The organism is Streptomyces sp. NPDC031132, assembly GCF_055570595.1.
In genome coordinates this window covers 1-18,928 of the sequence record NZ_JBVIGX010000063.1, presented here as the reverse complement: position 1 = coordinate 18,928, position 18,928 = coordinate 1, and the positions used below count along the sequence as shown (strand labels likewise).

The following is an 18,928-nucleotide window of genomic DNA, read 5'->3' as shown; positions in this document are numbered from 1 at the left end:
GTTACATTCCGAACCCGGAAGCTAAGCCTTTCAGCGCCGATGGTACTGCAGGGGGGACCCTGTGGGAGAGTAGGACGCCGCCGAACAATCATTGTAGAAAAGCCCCGTACCGGGATCCGGTACGGGGCTTTTCTGCGTTTACGGGCCGGGTGGTGTGGATGCAGTCCCGTCCGCTTTCCCTACCAGTCGGCGGGATAACTCTTGAGACTGCTGGTGTCGAGCGTCCAGCGGCCGGCGGTGACGGTGTCCCCGAAAGCGTGGGGGACCTTCTTGCGGTAGCGGACGCCGTCTGGCCCTTCCGACGGGTCGCTGTGCACCGTGACGGTCTTCTTGTCCTTGCGGGGGTCCACGACGACGTACAGCGGGCCCCCATCCTCGGGTAGTCGTGCAGCTTGTCGCGGGTTTCGGTGCTGGGATTCGTGCAGGAGACGACTTCCACCACCATCAGCACGTCACGTGAGTCGACGGCCTTCGCGGTGTCGTCGGTGTCTTCTTCCGCGATGACCAGGAGGTCGGGGACCTTGGTCAGACCGGTGAGCGGATCGCCCGTGTTCGTGCTGGTGAGGGCTATGACGTCCGGTGTCTGGGCCTCGATCTGACGGCGTGGACGCATCACGTTGAGCCCGTGCGGAGCCAGTCGGGCTCGTCATCGTGAGGACGATCTGGCCGTTGGTGGTCTCCACCTTCCAGCGGTCTTCCTGGTGCGCGGCCAGGTCCGCCGGCACCTCCGCGAAATCGTGCATGCGGCGCATCTGCTCGGGGGTGAGGTCGGTCATGGGGATCCGGAGACTAGAGGCGGCCGGCGGATTTGAGGGCCAGGTACGCGTCCGCCAGGGCGGGGGCCAGGGTGTCCGGGGTGGCGTCCACCACGTGGACCCCGTGGCGGGCCAGCTGTTCCGCGGTGCGGCGGCGGGCGGCTTGGGACTGGGTGCCGGCCGCGGCCTCGTAGACCGCGTCGAGCGTGCCGCGGGACTTCGTCATCTCCTCGATGTGGGGGTCGGCCACCGAAGCCAGCAGGACCGTGTGGCGCTGCGTGAGGCGGGGGAGGAGGGGGAGCAGGCCTTGCTCCATCGGAGCCGCGTCCAGGCTCGTCAGAAGGACCACCAGGGACCGGTGCGGGGCGTTTCGGAGGACGGTGGAGACCAGGGTGCGGGCGTCGGTTTCGACGAGCTCCGGTTCCAGGGTGGCCATGGCGTTCACGAAGGCCGGGAGGATGTCGCCGGCCGAGCGGCCCTGGACCTGGGCGCGGGTGCGGCGGTCGTGGGCCAGCAGGTCGACGCGGTCGCCCGCGCGGGAGGCCAGCGCGGCCAGCAGCAGGGCCGCGTCCATCGCGGAGTCCAGGCGCGGGGCGTCGCCGACGCGGCCCGCCGAGGTGCGGCCGGTGTCCAGGCAGATCAGGATGTGCCGGTCGCGTTCCGGGCGCCAGGTGCGGACGGCGACCTTGTCCTGGCGGGCGGTGGCCCGCCAGTCGATGGAGCGCGTGTCGTCGCCGGGGACGTAGTCGCGGAGGCTGTCGAACTCGGTGCCCTCCCCGCGGGTCAGCACGCTCGTACGGCCGTCCAGTTCGCGCAGCCGGGCCAGGCGCGAGGGGAGGTGCTTGCGGCTGGTGAAGGGCGGCAGGACCCGGACCGTCCAGGGGACGGTGTGGGTGCCCTGGCGGGCGAGCAGGCCGAGCGGCCCGTACGAGCGGATCGTCACGTGGTCCGCGCGGCGGTCTCCGCGGCGGGTGGGGAGCAGCCGGGTGGTGATCCGGCGGCGTTCGCCGGCCGGGACCGTCAAGGTGTGCCGGGAGGCTTCGGCCTCGGTACCGGGGAGCCAGCTGCTGGGGGGCCAGGCGTCGCGGATGCGGGCCCGGAGCGTGCGGGTGCCCGGGTTGGTGACGGTGAGGTGGACCTGCGCCGGTTCGCCGAGGCGGACCGAGGTGTCACCCGTGCGGGTGAGGTTGAGCCGCCGGACCGGCGCGGCGAGGGCGTAGTCGACGGCGCAGGCCAGGGCGAGGGTGCCGTTGACCGCGAGCATCCCCGTCCAGCTGGGTTCGAGGATGCCGACGGGGAGGCTGCCGAGGGCCGCCAGCAGGGCGGCGCGTCCGGTGAGGGCCATCAGCGCGGGACGGGGACGTGGGACAGGATCGCGGTGATGACGGCGTCGGCCGTGACGCCCTCCATCTCGGCCTCCGGGCGGAGCTGAACGCGGTGGCGAAGCGTGGGCAGGGCGAGGGCCTTGACGTCGTCGGGGGTCACGTAGTCGCGGCCGGTGAGCCAGGCCCAGGCGCGGGCGGTCGCCAGCAGGGCGGTCGCGCCGCGCGGGGAGACGCCGAGGGTGAGCGACGGCGATTCGCGGGTGGCGCGGCAGATGTCGACGACGTACCCGGCGATTTCCGGGGAGACGGACACCTTGGCGACGGCTTCGCGGGCGGCTTCGAGCTCGGCCGCGCCGGCGACCGGGCGCAGGCCGGCGGCCTGGAGGTCGCGGGGGTTGAAGCCGGCGGCGTGCCGGGTCAGGACGCCGATCTCGTCCGCGCGGGAGGGCAGGGGCACGGTGAGCTTGAGGAGGAAGCGGTCCAACTGGGCTTCGGGGAGGGGGTACGTGCCCTCGTACTCGACCGGGTTCATGGTGGCGGCGACGAGGAACGGGTCGGGGAGCGCCCGCGGGGTGCCGTCGACGGTGACCTGGCGCTCCTCCATGGCTTCGAGGAGGGAGGACTGGGTCTTGGGCGGGGTCCGGTTGATCTCGTCCGCGAGGAGGAGGTTGGTGAAGACCGGGCCGTTCTGGAACGAGAACTCGGCGGTGCGGGCGTCGTAGACCAGCGAGCCGGTGACATCGCTGGGCATCAGGTCCGGGGTGAACTGGACGCGCTTGGTGTCGAGGGCGAGGGAGGCGGCGAGGGCCCGTACGAGGAGGGTCTTGGCGACACCGGGTACGCCTTCGAGGAGGACGTGGCCCCGGCACAGGAGGGCGACGACGAGACCGGTGACGGCCGAGTCCTGGCCGACGACGGCCTTTCCGATCTCGGTGCGGATCGCTTCCAGGGAGGAGCGGGCGCTGTCCGTGGTGGCCGTCATGAGCTGCGGACCTCTCTTTCGAGGGCGTCGAGGTGATCGGCGAGCGCGACGAGTGCCGCGTCGGTGGTGGGTGTGGTGCCGAAGAGGAGCGCGGTCAGGTCTCCCTGTCGGTCCGTCAGGCGGGCGGACACGGCGGGGACCAGGGCCGCGGGTTCGTGGGCCTGGGTGGGCGGTACGCCGACCAGGGCGGCCAGGCGTTCGCGGGTGGCGGCGCGCAGCACGGTGGCGGCGCGGTCGCGGGCGCCGGCCTTGCGGTACAGCCGGGCGCGGCCCTCGGTGGTCTCGGAGGCGCGGATGGCGACGGGCAGCTTCTCGGTGACGAGGGGGCCGAGCCGGCGGGCGCGCCAGAGGGCGGCGAGGGCGGCGGCGAAGAAGAGCTGGAGGAGGGCCCAGCCCCAGCCGCGGGGGACGAGCTCGAGGAGGCCCTTCTCCTGGGCGGGGTCCTCGTCCTGGACCTCGGTGAGGGAGGGCAGGTACCAGACGAGGTCGGGGCGGGAGCCGAGGAGTTGGAGGGCGAGGGAGGCGTTGCCCTCGGAGGCGAGCTGCTTGTTGAGGAGGAGCGTCTCGGAGCCGAGGAGGACGGTGTCGCCGCCGGCGGTGCCGGTGGGGAGGACGAGGAGGGTGGGGTGGCCGCCGCTGAGGTAGCAGGCGGTGCCGGTCGCTCCGCCGGTGTAGCGGTGGGCGCCGCCGGTGGTGGCGCGGCCGGCGGCGACGGCGGCGGGCAGGGCGCAGCCGGGGTCGAGGTTCTCGTCGAGGGCCTCGCCCTTGGTGCGGGCCGCCGGGGCGAGGTCGGGGAGGCTGGCGCCGCCGGGGGCGAGCAGGACGGTACGGCCGCCGGAGAGGTCGATCGCGGAGCGGATGGCGCGGCGCTGGGTGCCGCCGAGCCGGTCGGGGTCGGTGACCAGCAGGGTGGTGCCGGGGCCGGCCGCGGCGGCGGCCTCGCGGGCGGTGGTGACGACGCGGGTGGTGACCCCGCGGGTCTGGAGCAGCTCGGCGACGGCCCGGCTGCCGTCGGGGTCGGCGGAGCGGGGGTCGAGCCGCCCGTGCCGGCTCCCGGAGCCGAGGGCGGCGAGAACGACGGCGCCGACGAGCAGGATCCCGAGGCAGATGAGAGCCCCGCGGGACCGCTGCCACACGACGGCGGGTGTGATCCCCCCGACGGCCGTGCCGGAGGCTGCGCCGGGCTGCGGGGCGGCTGCCGGGGCGGGGGTGCGCGGGTCGGGGGCGCCGGGGGCGGTCATGCCGGGGGTCCCGTCAGGAGCGGCTTCGTGCGGGTCAGGGTGGTGTCGAGGGTGCGGAGGCGGGCGTACATGGCCTCGTCGCCGGGGCGGCTGCCGTACGTGACGTCGTCGAAGGTGCGGGCCGCCGCGCGGAGGGCTTCGGCGTGCCCCGGGAGGGAGAGCGCGGCTTCGGCGGCCGCCTCGTCGGCGGTGCGGCCCGGGCGCGGGTCGAGCAGGGTGCGTTCCTCGAGCGAGCGGACGACGGCCCGCATGCGCTCCTGGACGGCTTCGGTCCAGCGGCCCGCGGCGGCGTGCGCCTCGGCGGCGGTGCGGTGGTCGGCGGCGCTGCGCAGGGCGTCGTCGAAGATCCCGGCCGTGGCGCCGGCGGCCCGGCCGGGGGAGCCGAGCCGCCACCACAGGGCGGCGAGGGCCAGGGCGACCAGGGCGGCGATCGCGACCAGGCCCAGGGTGCCGCCGGGGGTGGCGCCCGAGGCGTGGTCGAAGAGGTTGCCGACCCATTTCCAGAACCGGTCCAGGGCGCGCTGGAACAGGCCAGGGTCGTCCTGGTGGTACATCGGCTTGGACAGTTCGCGTTCTGCCGCCTCGCGGGCGGGGTCGCGCGGTGTCGTCACCGGTGGTCGTTCCGCGGCCGGCAGGAGCGCCGCGGAGAGCGTGATGAGGCCCCCCGTACTCATCATCCGTGCATCAGCCTCCGGTCGGCGGTGCGGCGGCGTCCGGGCCGTAGTTCTCCAGGCCCGCCGCCCGGGCGAGCTCCAGGTCGAGGGCCTCGCGCCGGATGCGCTGGTCGACGTACAGGAGGACGGTGACGCCCGACTGGATCGGCATGGTGATGGTCTGCGCGATCACCGCGCCGACCGCGGAGAGGATCAGCGGTGCCCAGCCTGCGGCGGCGGTGCCGTTCCGGAGGCTTTCCATCCCGCCGTCGGCCACGCCGATGGCGAACCCGACCGCGGTGAGCGGCCAGACGATGATCCCCGCGACGAACGCGGTGATGAGGCCGGTCAGGGCGGTGATGCCGAAGATGCGCCACCAGGAGCCCTCGACGAGCCTCGAGGAGCGGCGGAGCGAGGTGATGACGTCGCTCTTCTCCAGCATCAGCGCGGGCGAGGCCAGGCTGAACTTGAGCGCGAGCCAGATGAGCAGCGGGAGGGCGGCGACGCCGCCGACGAGGGCGAGGGCGACGCTGCCCAGGAGGATGCCGGGCAGGAGCAGCACGAGGATGATGACGATGCCGCCGAGGGCCGTCAGGAGGGTCAGCCCGAGCAGGCGGAGCAGCTGGGGGCGGGCCTCGCGCCAGGCTTCGCCGATCGAGGAGCCGTGGCCGAGCACGGCCCGGCTGAAGATCATCGTGAGCATGGCGGTGGCCACGATGGTCCCGATGAGCTGGACGAAGCCGTTCGCGAGGAGGGCCGCCATGCTGCTGCCGAGGGTGTCGACGACGTCCTTCAGGCTGTCCCCGGAGCCGGGATCGGAGGCGACGGCGAGGTCGGCGTACGCGTACTTCTGCACGAGCACGCTGATGACCTGGACGACGGTGGCCACGACCAGGGTGATCGGCAGGACCGTGCGCCAGTGGGCGCGCATGGTGGCGACCGCGCCGTCGAGGATCTCGCCCAGGTCGAGGGGGCGCAGCGGGATCACGCCGGGCTTGGCGGCAGGGGGCTTGCCCCACTGGCCGGGGCCGCCCGGGTAGCCGTACTGCCCTTGCGGGGCCTGGGGGCCCTGCGGGCCGCCGTGCGAACCCCAGCCCGCGCCCGGCTGCTGCGGCTGCTGCTGTTGCGGGACCTTCGGGGCCTGGGGGGTGCCGGGGCTCGACCACTCGCCGGGGGGCGGCTGCTCGGCGGACCACTTCGGTCCGCCGGGGGGCGGCGGTGTGCCGCCCTCGGTGCCGTCCCGGCCGTCGGGTGCGCCCGGCCGCTCGCCGTCGGACGGGGAGGGTCCGGGCACGGCCCAGCCCGGAGAGTCGTTCATCGTCGCTCCTTCACGTGCACTGCGGGGCGGGGGCGTCAGGGGGTGTCTTGCGGGTCAGGCCGGGTTCGCGGTGTCCGGTGCCGCGCCTCGCCGCGTGCTCGTCGGTCGCCGACGCTCCGCGTCGGCTCCCTCCTCCGCCTTGCGATCCACGGCTCCGGACGCCCCTCCCTGATCCGGCCCGACCCACAAGACACCCCCTATTCGGCTGCCATCGTGCCACGTGGGAACGTTGAGCGGACCGGCCGTCCCCCGGAACTCCGGCGGCCCGCGCCTTCAATTGTCGCCCGGATCCGGGGCAGACTGGTCGGTCTGATCTCCACGCAGGTCCGAGGGGCGATTTCCAGCCCTTTTGGCTGTGGGACAGCTCACCGACAGGTAACGATTAGCTAATGGGATGATGTCAAGCATGAAGGGACGAGTCCTTGTCGTCGACGACGACACCGCGCTGGCCGAGATGCTCGGCATTGTGCTGCGTGGAGAAGGTTTTGAGCCGTCGTTCGTAGCGGACGGCGACAAGGCGCTGGCGGCCTTCCGCGAGGCGAAGCCGGATCTCGTGCTGCTCGACCTGATGCTGCCCGGACGGGACGGCATAGAGGTCTGCAGGCTGATCCGGGCCGAGTCCGGGGTACCGATCGTCATGCTCACCGCGAAGAGCGACACGGTGGACGTCGTCGTGGGCCTGGAGTCCGGGGCCGACGACTACATCGTCAAGCCGTTCAAACCGAAGGAGCTGGTGGCCCGCATCCGGGCCCGCCTGCGCCGCTCGGAGGAGCCCGCGCCCGAGCAGCTGGCCATCGGTGACCTGGTCATCGACGTGGCCGGGCACTCGGTCAAGCGGGACGGTGCCTCGATCGCGCTGACCCCGCTCGAGTTCGACCTGCTGGTCGCTCTCGCGCGCAAGCCCTGGCAGGTGTTCACCCGCGAGGTGCTGCTGGAGCAGGTGTGGGGCTACCGGCACGCGGCGGACACCCGCCTGGTCAACGTGCATGTGCAGCGCCTGCGCTCCAAGGTCGAGAAGGACCCGGAGCGCCCTGAGATCGTCGTGACGGTGCGCGGTGTCGGCTACAAGGCCGGACCCAGCTGACGTGCAGCCCGGCAAGCCCCGGCGCGGCACCCGCTGGGGGGCCCTGAGGGGCGGCCGGCAGCTCCGTCAGATGGCCGACGGGGCGCCCGGCGGCCCCGTGCTGCGGCTGTTCGTACGCCTCGTACGACGGCCGCTGCTTCCGGCTGTCCGGCTGTGGCGGCGCAACATCCAGCTGCGGGTGGTTGCCGCCACGCTGCTGATGTCGCTGGCCGTGGTCCTCTCGCTCGGCTTCGTGGTGATAGCGCAGGTCAGCAAGGGGCTCCTCGACGCCAAGGAGGAGGCCGCGCAGAGCCAGGCGGCGGGCGGGTTCGCGGTCGCGCAGGAGAAGGCCAACACGCCCTCCACGGTCGACGGGCCCGATGCCACCGACAACAAGGTCGGGCGGGACGCCAGCACCTGGATGAACTCGCTGGTCAAACAGCTCGCCAGTGGCGGGCAGACCGCCTTCGAGGTGGTCGCGCTCGGCGCCGGCCCCGGCGGTCAGCCCGACGGGCAGCCGGGCGGGCCCTCCGTCTCGGGCGTCAAGGGCGCCCGCGCCTCCGGGAACGTGGACCCGACGGCGAGCGTTCCCCCGCAGCTGCGGCGGGAGGTCAACCACGCCACCGGGACCTTCAAGACCTTCTCCCAGATCCGGTACACCGCCGGGGCCGGCGACAAGGCGCCGGAGCCCGCGCTGGTCGTGGGCAAGCGGCTCACCGACATCAACGGGGACCCGTACGACCTGTACTACCTCTTCCCGCTCACGCAGGAGGAGGAGTCCCTCAACCTGATCAAGGTCACCATCGCCACCGCCGGCGTGTTCGTGGTCGTGCTGCTCGGCGCGATCGCGTGGCTCGTCGTGCGCCAGGTCGTGACGCCCGTGCGGATGGCCGCCGGGATCGCCGAGCGGCTCTCGGCGGGGCGGCTCCAGGAGCGGATGAAGGTCACCGGCGAGGACGACATCGCCCGTCTGGGCGAGGCCTTCAACAAGATGGCCCAGAACCTCCAGCTCAAGATCCAGCAGCTGGAGGACCTGTCGCGGATGCAGCGCCGGTTCGTCTCCGACGTCTCGCACGAGCTGCGGACGCCGCTGACGACCGTACGGATGGCAGCCGATGTCATCCACGACGCCCGGGTCGACTTCGACCCGATCACCGCCCGCTCCGCCGAGCTGCTCGCCGGGCAGCTCGACCGCTTCGAGTCGCTGCTCGCGGACCTGCTGGAGATCAGCCGGTTCGACGCGGGGGCCGCGGCCCTGGAGGCGGAGCCGATCGACCTGCGGGAGGTCGTACGCCGGGTCATCGACGGCGCCGAGCCCCTCGCCGAGCACAAGGGCACCCGGATCCGGGTGCTGGGCGACACCCAGCCCGTCATAGCCGAGGCCGACTCGCGGCGCGTGGAGCGGGTGCTGCGCAACCTCGTCGTCAACGCCGTGGAGCACGGTGAGGGCCGTGACGTGGTGGTCCGGCTCGCATCGGCGGGCGGGGCCGTCGCGGTGGCCGTACGGGACTACGGCGTCGGGCTCAAGCCCGGCGAGGCCACCCGCGTCTTCAACCGCTTCTGGCGGGCCGACCCGGCGCGGGCGCGTACGACGGGTGGCACCGGCCTCGGCCTGTCGATCGCCGTCGAGGACGCGCGGCTGCACGGCGGCTGGCTCCAGGCCTGGGGCGAGCCGGGCGGCGGTTCGCAGTTCCGGCTGACCCTGCCGCGGACCGCCGACGAGCCGCTGCGCGGGTCCCCGATCCCGCTGGAGCCGGAGGATTCCCGGGCCAACCGGGCCAGGGCCGCGGCCGACGCCGCGGGCTCCGGCAAGCCTCCGCAGGCACCACCGGCGCCGGGGCGGCCCGACCGCTCGCCGATACCGCCCCGGTCGGCGGTCGCCGGGGCGCTGCCGGTGCCCGCGGACCCGACGGCCCTGCCGGGCAGCGGTGCCCGCGTCGTGGCCCGCCCGGCCGACCAGGCGGCGGCGGACCGGGCGGCGGCCGACCGGGCCGACGCGGCCGACCAGGCAGCAGCACAGGAGGATGGAGCAGGTGGACGCTGAGCCCGCACGGGTACGGGGACGCAGGGAGGGCCGCCGCCGGTGGCGGACGGTGCGGGCGTACGCCTTCGGCGCGGCCGGGCTGCTGCTGGCCGGCTGTGCCTCCATGCCCGACCACGGCGAGATCCGCGAGGTGCGGGCCTCGCAGGGCGTCGACTCGCAGGTGCGGGTGTTCGGCGTGCCGCCGGCCGACAAGGCCGGTGCGGCCGACATCGTCGACGGCTTCCTGGAGGCCATGACCAGCGACGACCCGCAGCTGCAGACCGCCCGGAAGTACCTCACCGAGGACGCGGCGAAGAACTGGAAGCCCGGCTCGGCCGTCACCGTGCTCTCCGCCGGCATCGACCGGTTCTCCGTACAGGGCGAGAAGGAGCCCTCGGGCCCCCGCTGGAAGATGACCGGCACGAAGCTCGCGACGGTGGACGAGCGCAGCGCGTACCAGCCGGAGACCACCGGGGCGCGCTACGAGGAGTACCTCCAGCTGGTCCAGGAGAACAAGCAGTGGCGGATCGCGACGCCGCCGAGCAGCCTCGTGCTCAGCGAGTCCGATTTCCAGCGCATCTACATGCCGGTCAACAAGTACTACTTCGCGGGCGGCAGCCTCGTCGCCGATCCCGTCTACGTGCGCCAGCGCAGCGACCCCGACTCGCGGATGGACCCGACCACGCAGACCGTGCAGTCGCTGCTGGCCGGGCCGTCCAAGTGGCTCGGGCCCGTGGTGACTTCGAGTTTCCCCACCGGCACGGAACTGCGCGAGGGCACCAAGTCCCTTGCGTACGACGGCCAGAACGCGCTGAAGGTGCCGCTCAACGACAAGGCCGACAACGTCGCGCAGCCGCAGTGCCAGAAGATGGCCGCCCAACTCCTGTACACGGTGCAGGATCTGACGGCCTCCCGGCTGGCGCGGGTCGAGCTGCTGCGCTCGGACCGGTCCTCGCTGTGCTCGGTGACCGAGGCGGCGGCGGGGGCGATCGCCCACCGGGTCCCGAGTCCCGACTACCAGTACTACGTGGACAGCGACAGCCGCCTCGTGCGGATGAAGCTCGACATCTCCAGCGAGGACCAGCCGTACCGGCCCGAGCCGGTGCCGGGGCCGCTGACCCCGACCACCACGAGCCCCGGGTTCAAGGTCGGCTCCGCGGCCGTCTCGTACGACGAGAAGCGCGCGGCGGTGGTGTCCGAGGACGGGCACGGGCTGTACCTGGTGAACCTGACGACGGCCGGGCCCATGCCGCAGCCGGTGCTGACCGGCAAGGGCGCCAAGCCGAACGTGCTGGGTGCGCCGAGCTGGGACGCGGCGGGTGACCTGTGGATCGCGGACCAGGATCCGCAGAACGCGGGGCTGTACCGGGTGCCGGGCGGTACCGGCGCCCCACAGAAGATCGACGTGGCCGGCCTCGACGGCGGGCGCATCAGGGCGCTGAAGGCGTCGCCGGACGGGGTGCGGATCGCGCTGCTGGTGGAGAAGGACGGCCGCAAGAACCTGTACATCGGCCGGATCGAGCGGCCCGAGGGCAAGGGCGACGCGGGGCCGGTGTCGGTGCGCGAGCTGCGTCCGGCGGCCCCGCAGATGGCGAGCGTGACGGCGCTGAGCTGGGCGCCGCGCGGCCGGCTGCTGGTGGTGGGCCGGGAGAGCGGCGGGGTCGTGCAGGCCCGGTACATGCTGGCCGACGGTTCGATGGTCGCGGCGAGCCTGCCGGGGGCGACCGGGCTGGACGCGGTCGCGGCGACGGAGGACGAGAAGAAGCCGGTGGTCGCGTACTCGGAGGAGGACGGGATCGTGTGGCTGCCGCCGGGGGCGCAGTGGCGCACGGTGGCGGCGGGCGGCCGGGCTCCGGTCTACCCGGGCTGACTCCGGCCTGACCTGGGCTTTCCTGCCCCGGGGCTCCGGTTGTCCACAGGGGTGGCGGGGTGGCCGGCCTGCCCGGCACAGTGAGGGGTATGCGGGGGTGGTGGCAGGAGCTCGCCGGGCTGGTCCTGCCGGTCGACTGCACCGGCTGCGGGGCTGCCCGCGCGCTGCTGTGCGCGGTCTGCGCGCAGGCGCTGAGCGGGGCCGCGGCGGGGTGTGTGCGGCCGTCTCCGCGGCCCGAAGGGCTGCCCGCGGTGTATGCGGCCGCCGCGTACGAGGACGCCGTACGGGAGGCCGTACTGGCGCACAAGGAGCGCGGGGTGCTGCCGCTGGCCGGGCCGCTCGGCGCTGCCCTGGCGGCGGCCGTCCGCGGGTGCCTCGGTGCGGGCGTCCGCGGGGGTGTGGCGTGGGCGGCGGGGGAGGAGCTGGTGCTCGTCCCGGTGCCGTCGGCGCGGCGGCAGGTGCGGGCGCGCGGGCACGATCCGGCGCGCAGGATCGCCCTGGCGGCAGCGGGACGGCTGCGGGGGGCCGGTGTTCCCGCGCGGGTGGCGCCCGTACTGCGCCATGTCCGGCCGGTGGCGGATCAGGCGGGCCTGGGGGCCCGGGAGCGGCGGGAGAACCTCGCGGGGGCCCTGGAGGTGTGCCGCGGGGGCCGGGTGCGGCCGGTGGCCGGTGCTCGGATCGTGCTGGTGGACGACGTGATCACGACGGGAGCCACGCTCGCGGAGGCGGCCCGGGCGGTGCGGGCGGCGACGGCGGCCGGAGCGGTGGTGGGGGCGGCGGTGGTGGCGGCTCCACGAGGATCCTTCGTATGAAATCGGTCGACAACCCGTACAGAGCAACGCTCTTGTGAATAGATTTGGAACTCTTGGGGAAGGCGCATCGTTGCAGGTAGTAAGAGAGAACAGCCACCTGAACGGAGGTACGGTCCGGTAGCGGGTGCCGACAACCGGCATGGAGGGATATGTTCGGTTGTAAGGAACTGGCGAGTCCTGGCTACACGCATCGGATCGCACGTTTCGGAGGTGAAAGTCGCCAGTCCGGGGCTCCGGTGTTCACCGGGGCCTGGTGCGAAAGGGAGACGCTTCGCCCCATGAGGCGGAGCTATCCGGGAACGGAGTTCTGCGTGGACATCGTCGTCAAGGGCCGCAAGACCGAGGTGCCCGAGCGGTTCCGCAAGCACGTGGCCGAGAAGCTGAATCCGGAGCGGATCCAGAAGCTCGACGCCAAGGTGATCAGCTTGGACGTCGAGGTGTCCAAGGAGCACAACCCGCGCCAGGCCGACCGTTCCGACCGCGTGGAGATCACCCTGATTTCGCGGGGCCCGGTGATCCGCGCCGAGGCCGCCGCTGCGGACCCGTATGCGGCGCTCGACCTGGCACAGGAGAAGCTTGAAGCCCGGCTGCGCAAGCAGCACGACAAGCGCTACACCCGCCGTGGCAACGGCCGGCTCTCGGCGGCAGAGGTCGCCGACGTGGTGCCGGGCGTGGCCCAGCTGAACGGGAACGGCGAGTTGTTCACGGGGGAGAAGGCGGAGGCGATCCCGACCACCCGGATCGGATCGCTGGAAGTACAGGGCGAAGGCCCGCTCATCGTCCGCGAGAAGACGCACTCAGCCGCACCCATGTCGCTCGACCAGGCGCTGTACGAAATGGAACTGGTCGGCCACGACTTCTATCTGTTCGTCGACTCCGACACCAAGATGCCCAGCGTCGTCTACCGGCGCCACGGCTACGACTACGGCGTGATCCACCTCAACTCCGACCAGGCCTCCAGCTCGGGTGAGCCCGGCGCCGGCGCGGGCGGGGCGCTCGGCGGCTGACGCCGCGTCCTGAATTTTCGGTGAATGCCCCCGGGGGTGCAGCAGCGCCCCCGGGGGCCTCTGTATGACTCGTATACGCCAGGTGGCCGTCGCAGGCCCCCCGCCGGGTGGCGCGGGCATGGAATCATGGCGGGCAGTCAACCGGCGCGCATTGCGGTCCGGTTGACCCGGCAGCTCGGTACATGCAGGGGGAGGAACGATGGCGGACAGCTTCGGGCCGGTGCGCGGTGATGAGGGCGGCGAGCCGATCCGGGTGCTCGTCGTCGACGACCACGCCCTGTTCCGGCGCGGGCTGGAGATCGTCCTCGCGCAGGAGGAGGACATCCAGGTCGTCGGTGAGGCGGGGGACGGCGCGGAGGCGGTGGACAAGGCGGCGGACCTGCTGCCGGACATCGTGCTGATGGACGTGCGGATGCCCCGGCGCGGCGGTATCGAGGCGTGCACCTCGATCAAGGAGGTGGCCCCCTCCGCGAAGATCATCATGCTGACGATCAGCGACGAGGAGGCGGACCTCTACGACGCGATCAAGGCGGGCGCCACCGGATACCTCCTGAAGGAGATCTCGACCGACGAGGTGGCGACGGCGATCCGCGCGGTGGCCGACGGGCAGTCGCAGATCAGCCCGTCGATGGCCTCGAAGCTCCTGACGGAGTTCAAGTCGATGATCCAGCGGACGGACGAGCGGCGGCTGGTGCCGGCGCCGAGGCTGACGGACCGCGAGCTGGAGGTGCTGAAGCTGGTGGCGACGGGGATGAACAACCGCGACATCGCGAAGGAGTTGTTCATCTCCGAGAACACGGTGAAGAACCACGTCCGCAACATCCTGGAGAAGCTGCAGCTGCACTCCAGGATGGAGGCCGTGGTCTACGCGATGCGGGAGAAGATCCTCGAGATCCGCTGAGATCCGCTGAGATCTGCCCCCGGGTTCAGAGGGAGGCCAGCTCCGCGGTGACGGCGGCCGCCTCCTCGGCAGAGCCCGCGCGCTCGATGCGCACGGCGTCGCAGCCGACCCAGTCGGCCGCCTCGCGCAGCGCCTCCGCCATGGGGCGGGCGGCCTTGAGGCTGGTCAGGGAGAGCTGCCGGGCCACCAGCGTGCCGCCCTCGCGGGCCGGGTCGACGCGGCCCTGGAGCCGCCCGCCGGCCAGCAGCGGCATCGCGAAGTAGCCGTGTATCCGCTTCGGCTTGGGGACGTACGCCTCCAGCCGGTGCGTGAAGCCGAAGATCCGCTCGGTGCGGGGGCGGTCCCAGACGAGGGAGTCGAACGGCGAGAGCAGGGTGGTGCGGTGGCGCCCCCGGGGAGCCGTCGCCAGCGCGGCGGGGTCGGCCCAGGCCGGCTTGCCCCAGCCCTCGACCTCGACCGGGACCAGGCCCGAGTCGGCGATCACCGCGTCGACCTGCTCGCCCTTGAGGCGGTGGTAGTCCGCGATGTCGGCGCGGGTGCCGACGCCGAGGGAGCGCCCGGCCAGGGCGACGAGCCGGCGCAGGCACTCGGCGTCGTCCATGTCGTCGTGGAGCAGCGCGTCCGGGACGGCCCGCTCGGGCAGGTCGTAGACCCGCTTCCAGCCGCGGCGCTCGGTGACGACCACGTCGCCGGCGTCCAGCAGCCACTCCACGGCGATCTTGGTCTCGGACCAGTCCCACCACGGGCCGCCGTTCTTCGCGCCGCCCAGCTCGGTCGAGGTCCGCGGGCCCTCCGCGCGCAGCCGGTCCAGGACGAGGCGGCAGGACGCCTCCTTGTCCTCCATCTTGTGCCAGCGATAGCCCTGCGCGCGCTTGATCCGGCGCCGGAACGCGAAGTGCGGCCACTCCTCGATCGGCAGGATGCAGGCCGCGTGCGACCAGTACTCGAAGGCGTGCCGGTCCGACCAGTACGCCTTCTCCACGGTGTCCCGGCCCACCGCGCCCAGCCGTGCGTACGGGATCAGTTCGTGCGAGCGGGCCAGTACGGAGATCGTGTCGAGCTGGACGGCGCCCAGGTGGCGCAGCACCCCCCGGACCCCGCCCCGGCGGTCGGGCGCCCCGAGGAACCCCTGTGCGCGCAGGGCGATCCGACGCGCGTCGTCGGCGGACAGGGCGAGCACGGTCTCGGTCATGCCGCGAGCCTAGGCGGTGCCACTGACAGCGGGCAGGTAGGGCAGCCGGGAGGGCAGGCCGAGGTCGGAGGGGAGCAGGGCGCCGACCCAGCAGTCGCGCAGGGTGCCGCGGTGTTCCATGCCGGCGCGCAGGACGCCCTCGACGAGGAAGCCGGCCTTCTCGGCGACGGCGCGGGAGGCGGTGTTCCCGATCCCGGCACGCCAGATCAGGCGTACGCAGCCCGCCTCGGTGAAGGCCCAGCGGGCCACGGCGCGCAGGGCCTCGGTCATGTGGCCGCGGCCTCGGTGCCCGGCGACGGACCAGTAGCCGATCTCGTGGGCGTGGGCGCCGCGCGGGACCAGGCCGAGGGTGGCGACCAGGGGCCCGTCCGGTCCGAGCCGGACGGCGAAGTTGAACTCGGTGTCCTCGCGCCAGCCGCGCGGGACGGTTTCGGTGACGAAGGCCTCGGCCTCGGCTCGCCCGTACGGGAGGGGTACCGGGATCCAGCGCTGGATCTCGGGATCCTGGCAGGCGGCGTGCACCTCGGCGGTGTCCGCGGGGGTGTGGGGACGCAGGAAGAGGCGTTCGGTGGTCAGCGTGGTCGGCTCCATGAACGGATTGTGGTCGCGCCGGGTAACCCGGGCGAGCGGTTTTCGCCCGCAACGGCACCTTCCGTGTCACCCGTACGTTCTCATTCCGGGCGCTCGCGCCCTGCGGAAGGTGCGGACCTCCCGACGCGGCCGCGTCCTCGCTTACGATGGCCGTTGCGGTGGGGCCCACCCTCCGTGCCCGTGTACGAACCAGTGCCAGGCCCGACCGGCAAGGAGACAAACCTCGGTGTCCGTCTTCAACAAGCTCATGCGTGCAGGCGAAGGCAAGATCCTGCGCAAACTGCACCGCATCGCGGACCAGGTCAACTCCATCGAAGAGGACTTCGTCAACCTCTCCGACGCCGAGTTGCGTGCGCTCACGGACGAGTACAAGCAGCGCCACCAGGACGGCGAGAGCCTGGACGACCTGCTGCCCGAGGCCTTCGCGACCGTCCGCGAGGCCGCCAAGCGCGTCCTCGGCCAGCGGCACTACGACGTCCAGATCATGGGCGGTGCCGCGCTGCACCTCGGCTACGTCGCCGAGATGAAGACCGGTGAGGGCAAGACCCTCGTCGGCACGCTCCCCGCGTACCTGAACGCGCTGTCCGGCAAGGGCGTCCACCTGATCACGGTGAACGACTACCTTGCCGAGCGCGACTCCGAGATGATGGGCCGGGTGCACAAGTTCCTCGGTCTCGAGGTCGGCTGCATCCTGGCCAACATGTCCCCGGCCCAGCGCCGGGAGCAGTACAACAACGACATCACGTACGGGACGAACAACGAGTTCGGCTTCGACTACCTGCGCGACAACATGGCGTGGTCGGCGGACGAGCTGGTGCAGCGCGGCCACAACTTCGCCGTGGTCGACGAGGTCGACTCGATCCTGGTCGACGAGGCCCGTACCCCGCTGATCATCTCCGGCCCGGCCGACCAGGCCACGAAGTGGTACGCCGACTTCGCGAAGCTGGTCACCCGCCTCACCAAGGGCGAGGCCGGCCAGCCGCTCAAGGGCATCGAGGAGACCGGCGACTACGAGGTCGACGAGAAGAAGCGCACCGTCGGCATCCACGAGGCCGGTGTCGCCAAGGTCGAGGACTGGCTCGGCATCGAGAACCTCTACGAGTCGGTGAACACCCCGCTCGTCGGCTACCTGAACAACGCCATCAAGGCGAAGGAACTGTTCAAGAAGGACAAGGACTACGTCGTCATCGACGGCGAAGTCATGATCGTCGACGAGCACACCGGCCGTATCCTCGCCGGCCGCCGCTACAACGAGGGCATGCACCAGGCGATCGAGGCGAAGGAAGGGGTGGACATCAAGGACGAGAACCAGACCCTCGCCACGATCACCCTGCAGAACTTCTTCCGCCTCTACACCAAGCTGTCGGGCATGACCGGTACGGCCATGACCGAGGCCGCCGAGTTCCACCAGATCTACAAGCTCGGTGTCGTCCCGATCCCGACCAACCGCGACATGGTCCGCAAGGACCAGCCGGACCTGATCTACCGGACCGAGGTCGCGAAGTTCGCCGCCGTCGTCGACGACATCGCGGAGAAGCACGAGAAGGGCCAGCCGATCCTCGTCGGCACCACCTCGGTCGAGAAGTCCGAGTACCTCTCGCAGCAGCTCTCCAAGCGCGGCATCCCCCACGAGGTGCTCAACGCGAAGCAGCACGAGCGCGAGGCCTCCATCGTCGCCCAGGCCGGCCGCCGCGGCGCCGTGACGGTCGCCACGAACATGGCCGGCCGCGGTACCGACATCAAGCTCGGCGGCAACCCGGACGACCTCGCCGAGGCGGAGCTGCGCCAGCAGGGTCTGGACCCGGAAGAGCACATCGAGGAGTGGGCGCACGCCCTGCCCTCCGCGCTCAAGCGCGCCGAGGCGGCCGTGAAGGCCGAGTTCGAAGAGGTCAAGTCGCTCGGCGGGCTGTACGTGCTGGGCACCGAGCGGCACGAGTCGCGCCGTATCGACAACCAGCTGCGCGGCCGTTCCGGCCGTCAGGGCGACCCGGGCGAGTCCCGCTTCTACCTGTCGCTGGGCGACGACCTGATGCGCCTGTTCAAGGCGCAGATGGTCGAGCGGGTCATGTCGATGGCGAACGTGCCGGACGACGTGCCGATCGAGAACAAGATGGTGACGCGCGCGATCGCGTCGGCCCAGTCGCAGGTCGAGACCCAGAACTTCGAGACGCGCAAGAACGTCCTGAAGTACGACGAGGTCCTCAACAGCCAGCGCGAGGTCATCTACGGCGAGCGCCGCCGCGTCCTGGAGGGCGAGGACCTGCACGAGCAGGTGCGCTTCTTCATGGACGACACGATCGACGCGTACATCGCGGCCGAGACGGTCGAGGGCTTCGCCGAGGAGTGGGACCTGGACCGGCTGTGGGGCGCCTTCAAGCAGCTCTACCCGATCAAGGTCACGGTCGCCGAGCTCGAGGACGCGGCGGGCGACCGCGCGGGCATCACCGCCGAGTTCATCGCGGAGTCGGTCAAGGACGACATCCACGAGCAGTACGAGGCGCGCGAGAAGGCGCTGGGCGCCGACATCATGCGCGAGCTGGAGCGGCGCGTGGTCCTGTCGGTGCTGGACCGCAAGTGGCGTGAGCACCTGTACGAGATGGACTACCTGCAGGAGGGCATCGGCCTGCGGGCGATGGCCCAGAAGGACCCGCTGGTCGAGTACCAGCGCGAGGGCTTCGACATGTTCAACGCCATGATGGAGGGCATCAAGGAGGAGTCCGTCGGCTACCTGTTCAACCTGGAGGTCCAGGTCGAGCAGCAGGTCGAGGAGCTTCCGGTGCAGGACGCGGCGCCGTCGCTGACGAAGCCGGAGATCCGGGCCAAGGGGCTGGACGCTCCCCAGCGGCCGGACCGGCTGCACTTCTCGGCGCCTACGGTGGACGGCGAGGGCGGGGTCGTCGAGGGCGACTTCGACGCCGACGAGGCCGGTGACGGGATGACCCGGGCCGAGCGCCGCAAGGCCCAGAAGGCCGCGGGCGGCCGCCGCCGCAAGAAGTAGCGCCTGCCCACAAGGGCACCCCGCCGGGGGGGGGGGGGGGGGGGGGGGGGGGGGGGGGGAGGGGGGGCGGGGGGGGGGGGGGGGGGGGGGGGGGGGGGGGGGGGGGGGGGAGGGGGGCAGGCGGCACCCCTTTCCTCCTCCTCCCTCTCCTGCCCCCTCTCACCCCCCTCCCCCCACACCGCCGAGCCCCACCCCTC

General features: G+C 72.3%; 15 protein-coding genes and 1 rRNA gene. 8 read left to right on the top strand and 8 right to left on the bottom strand.

The features are described from left to right. A 5S ribosomal RNA gene (gene rrf / locus ACZ49B_RS37970) occupies positions 1-86 on the top strand; the annotation flags it as partial. A 93-nt stretch (positions 87-179) separates the two neighbouring features. Here rrf and ACZ49B_RS37965 read toward each other — a convergent pair. The 6 genes from ACZ49B_RS37965 to ACZ49B_RS37940 form a co-directional block, all read right to left on the bottom strand. Continuing rightward, positions 180-350, bottom strand: coding sequence for a hypothetical protein (locus ACZ49B_RS37965; protein ID WP_468315551.1), 171 nt, complete (start codon positions 348-350; stop codon positions 180-182). 439 nt (positions 351-789) lie between these two features. Continuing rightward, positions 790-2,100, bottom strand: a complete 1,311-nt coding sequence (locus ACZ49B_RS37960; protein WP_468315548.1) for a DUF58 domain-containing protein — start codon at positions 2,098-2,100, stop codon at positions 790-792. Beyond that, a complete protein-coding gene (locus tag ACZ49B_RS37955) occupies positions 2,100-3,062 on the bottom strand; it encodes an AAA family ATPase (protein ID WP_468315545.1) in 963 nt (320 codons plus the stop codon). Before ACZ49B_RS37955 ends, ACZ49B_RS37960 begins: the two co-directional genes overlap by 1 nt. Further along, a complete protein-coding gene (locus ACZ49B_RS37950; protein WP_468315542.1) occupies positions 3,059-4,303 on the bottom strand; it encodes a DUF4350 domain-containing protein in 1,245 nt (414 codons plus the stop codon). The genes ACZ49B_RS37955 and ACZ49B_RS37950 overlap by 4 nt, the downstream gene beginning before the upstream one ends. Then, entirely contained in the window at positions 4,300-4,977 is a 678-nt protein-coding gene (locus ACZ49B_RS37945; protein ID WP_468315559.1) for a DUF4129 domain-containing protein, read from the bottom strand. The genes ACZ49B_RS37950 and ACZ49B_RS37945 overlap by 4 nt, the downstream gene beginning before the upstream one ends. Positions 4,978-4,987: 10 nt before the next feature. Further along, a complete protein-coding gene (locus tag ACZ49B_RS37940; protein WP_468315540.1) occupies positions 4,988-6,274 on the bottom strand; it encodes a DUF7847 domain-containing protein in 1,287 nt (428 codons plus the stop codon). 394 nt (positions 6,275-6,668) lie between these two features. On the opposite strand from ACZ49B_RS37940, the gene mtrA reads away from it, so the two are divergent. The 6 genes from mtrA to ACZ49B_RS37910 all read left to right on the top strand — a co-directional run bounded on the left by mtrA (position 6,669) and on the right by ACZ49B_RS37910 (position 13,950). Then, a complete protein-coding gene (gene mtrA, locus ACZ49B_RS37935; protein WP_189973359.1) occupies positions 6,669-7,358 on the top strand; it encodes a two-component system response regulator MtrA in 690 nt (229 codons plus the stop codon). Between the two features lie 97 nt (positions 7,359-7,455). Further along, positions 7,456-9,381, top strand: a complete 1,926-nt coding sequence (mtrB, locus tag ACZ49B_RS37930) for an MtrAB system histidine kinase MtrB (RefSeq protein ID WP_468315556.1) — start codon at positions 7,456-7,458, stop codon at positions 9,379-9,381. Then, positions 9,371-11,230: an LpqB family beta-propeller domain-containing protein gene (locus ACZ49B_RS37925; protein WP_468315537.1), complete on the top strand. Its 1,860-nt coding sequence runs from the start codon at positions 9,371-9,373 to the stop codon at positions 11,228-11,230. Before mtrB ends, ACZ49B_RS37925 begins: the two co-directional genes overlap by 11 nt. Positions 11,231-11,319: 89 nt before the next feature. After that, the gene (locus ACZ49B_RS37920; protein ID WP_468315534.1) at positions 11,320-12,042 is read left to right on the top strand and encodes a ComF family protein; all 723 of its coding nucleotides are present in this window, start codon (positions 11,320-11,322) and stop codon (positions 12,040-12,042) included. Between the two features lie 311 nt (positions 12,043-12,353). After that, positions 12,354-13,049 (top strand): ribosome hibernation-promoting factor, HPF/YfiA family, encoded by a 696-nt coding sequence (gene hpf / locus ACZ49B_RS37915; protein ID WP_468315554.1) that lies wholly within the window; start codon positions 12,354-12,356, stop codon positions 13,047-13,049. A gap of 199 nt (positions 13,050-13,248) precedes the next feature. Next, entirely contained in the window at positions 13,249-13,950 is a 702-nt protein-coding gene (locus tag ACZ49B_RS37910; protein WP_030300047.1) for a response regulator, read from the top strand. A gap of 25 nt (positions 13,951-13,975) precedes the next feature. On the opposite strand, the gene ACZ49B_RS37905 is transcribed toward ACZ49B_RS37910, so the two are convergent. Next, positions 13,976-15,142 carry a winged helix-turn-helix domain-containing protein gene (locus tag ACZ49B_RS37905; protein WP_468315531.1) on the bottom strand — a complete coding sequence of 389 codons (1,167 nt, stop codon included), beginning with the start codon at positions 15,140-15,142 and terminating at the stop codon, positions 13,976-13,978. 9 nt (positions 15,143-15,151) lie between these two features. Continuing rightward, complete coding sequence (locus ACZ49B_RS37900; protein WP_468315529.1) at positions 15,152-15,733, bottom strand: GNAT family N-acetyltransferase; 582 nt, start codon at positions 15,731-15,733, stop codon at positions 15,152-15,154. Positions 15,734-15,959: 226 nt separating this feature from the next. On the opposite strand from ACZ49B_RS37900, the gene secA reads away from it, so the two are divergent. Further along, positions 15,960-18,731, top strand: a complete 2,772-nt coding sequence (secA, locus tag ACZ49B_RS37895) for a preprotein translocase subunit SecA (protein ID WP_468315526.1) — start codon at positions 15,960-15,962, stop codon at positions 18,729-18,731. Positions 18,732-18,928: the final 197 nt, after the last annotated feature.

Coding starts and splice junctions, on each gene's coding strand:
- ACZ49B_RS37960 (WP_468315548.1), bottom strand. CDS start 2,100: ATGGCCCTCACCGGACGCGCCGCCCTGCTGGCGGCCCTCGGCAGCCTC.
- ACZ49B_RS37955 (WP_468315545.1), bottom strand. CDS start 3,062: ATGACGGCCACCACGGACAGCGCCCGCTCCTCCCTGGAAGCGATCCGC.
- ACZ49B_RS37950 (WP_468315542.1), bottom strand. CDS start 4,303: ATGACCGCCCCCGGCGCCCCCGACCCGCGCACCCCCGCCCCGGCAGCC.
- ACZ49B_RS37945 (WP_468315559.1), bottom strand. CDS start 4,977: ATGAGTACGGGGGGCCTCATCACGCTCTCCGCGGCGCTCCTGCCGGCC.
- ACZ49B_RS37940 (WP_468315540.1), bottom strand. CDS start 6,274: ATGAACGACTCTCCGGGCTGGGCCGTGCCCGGACCCTCCCCGTCCGAC.
- mtrA (WP_189973359.1), top strand. CDS start 6,669: ATGATGTCAAGCATGAAGGGACGAGTCCTTGTCGTCGACGACGACACC.
- ACZ49B_RS37920 (WP_468315534.1), top strand. CDS start 11,320: ATGCGGGGGTGGTGGCAGGAGCTCGCCGGGCTGGTCCTGCCGGTCGAC.
- ACZ49B_RS37910 (WP_030300047.1), top strand. CDS start 13,249: ATGGCGGACAGCTTCGGGCCGGTGCGCGGTGATGAGGGCGGCGAGCCG.
- ACZ49B_RS37905 (WP_468315531.1), bottom strand. CDS start 15,142: ATGACCGAGACCGTGCTCGCCCTGTCCGCCGACGACGCGCGTCGGATC.
- ACZ49B_RS37900 (WP_468315529.1), bottom strand. CDS start 15,733: ATGGAGCCGACCACGCTGACCACCGAACGCCTCTTCCTGCGTCCCCAC.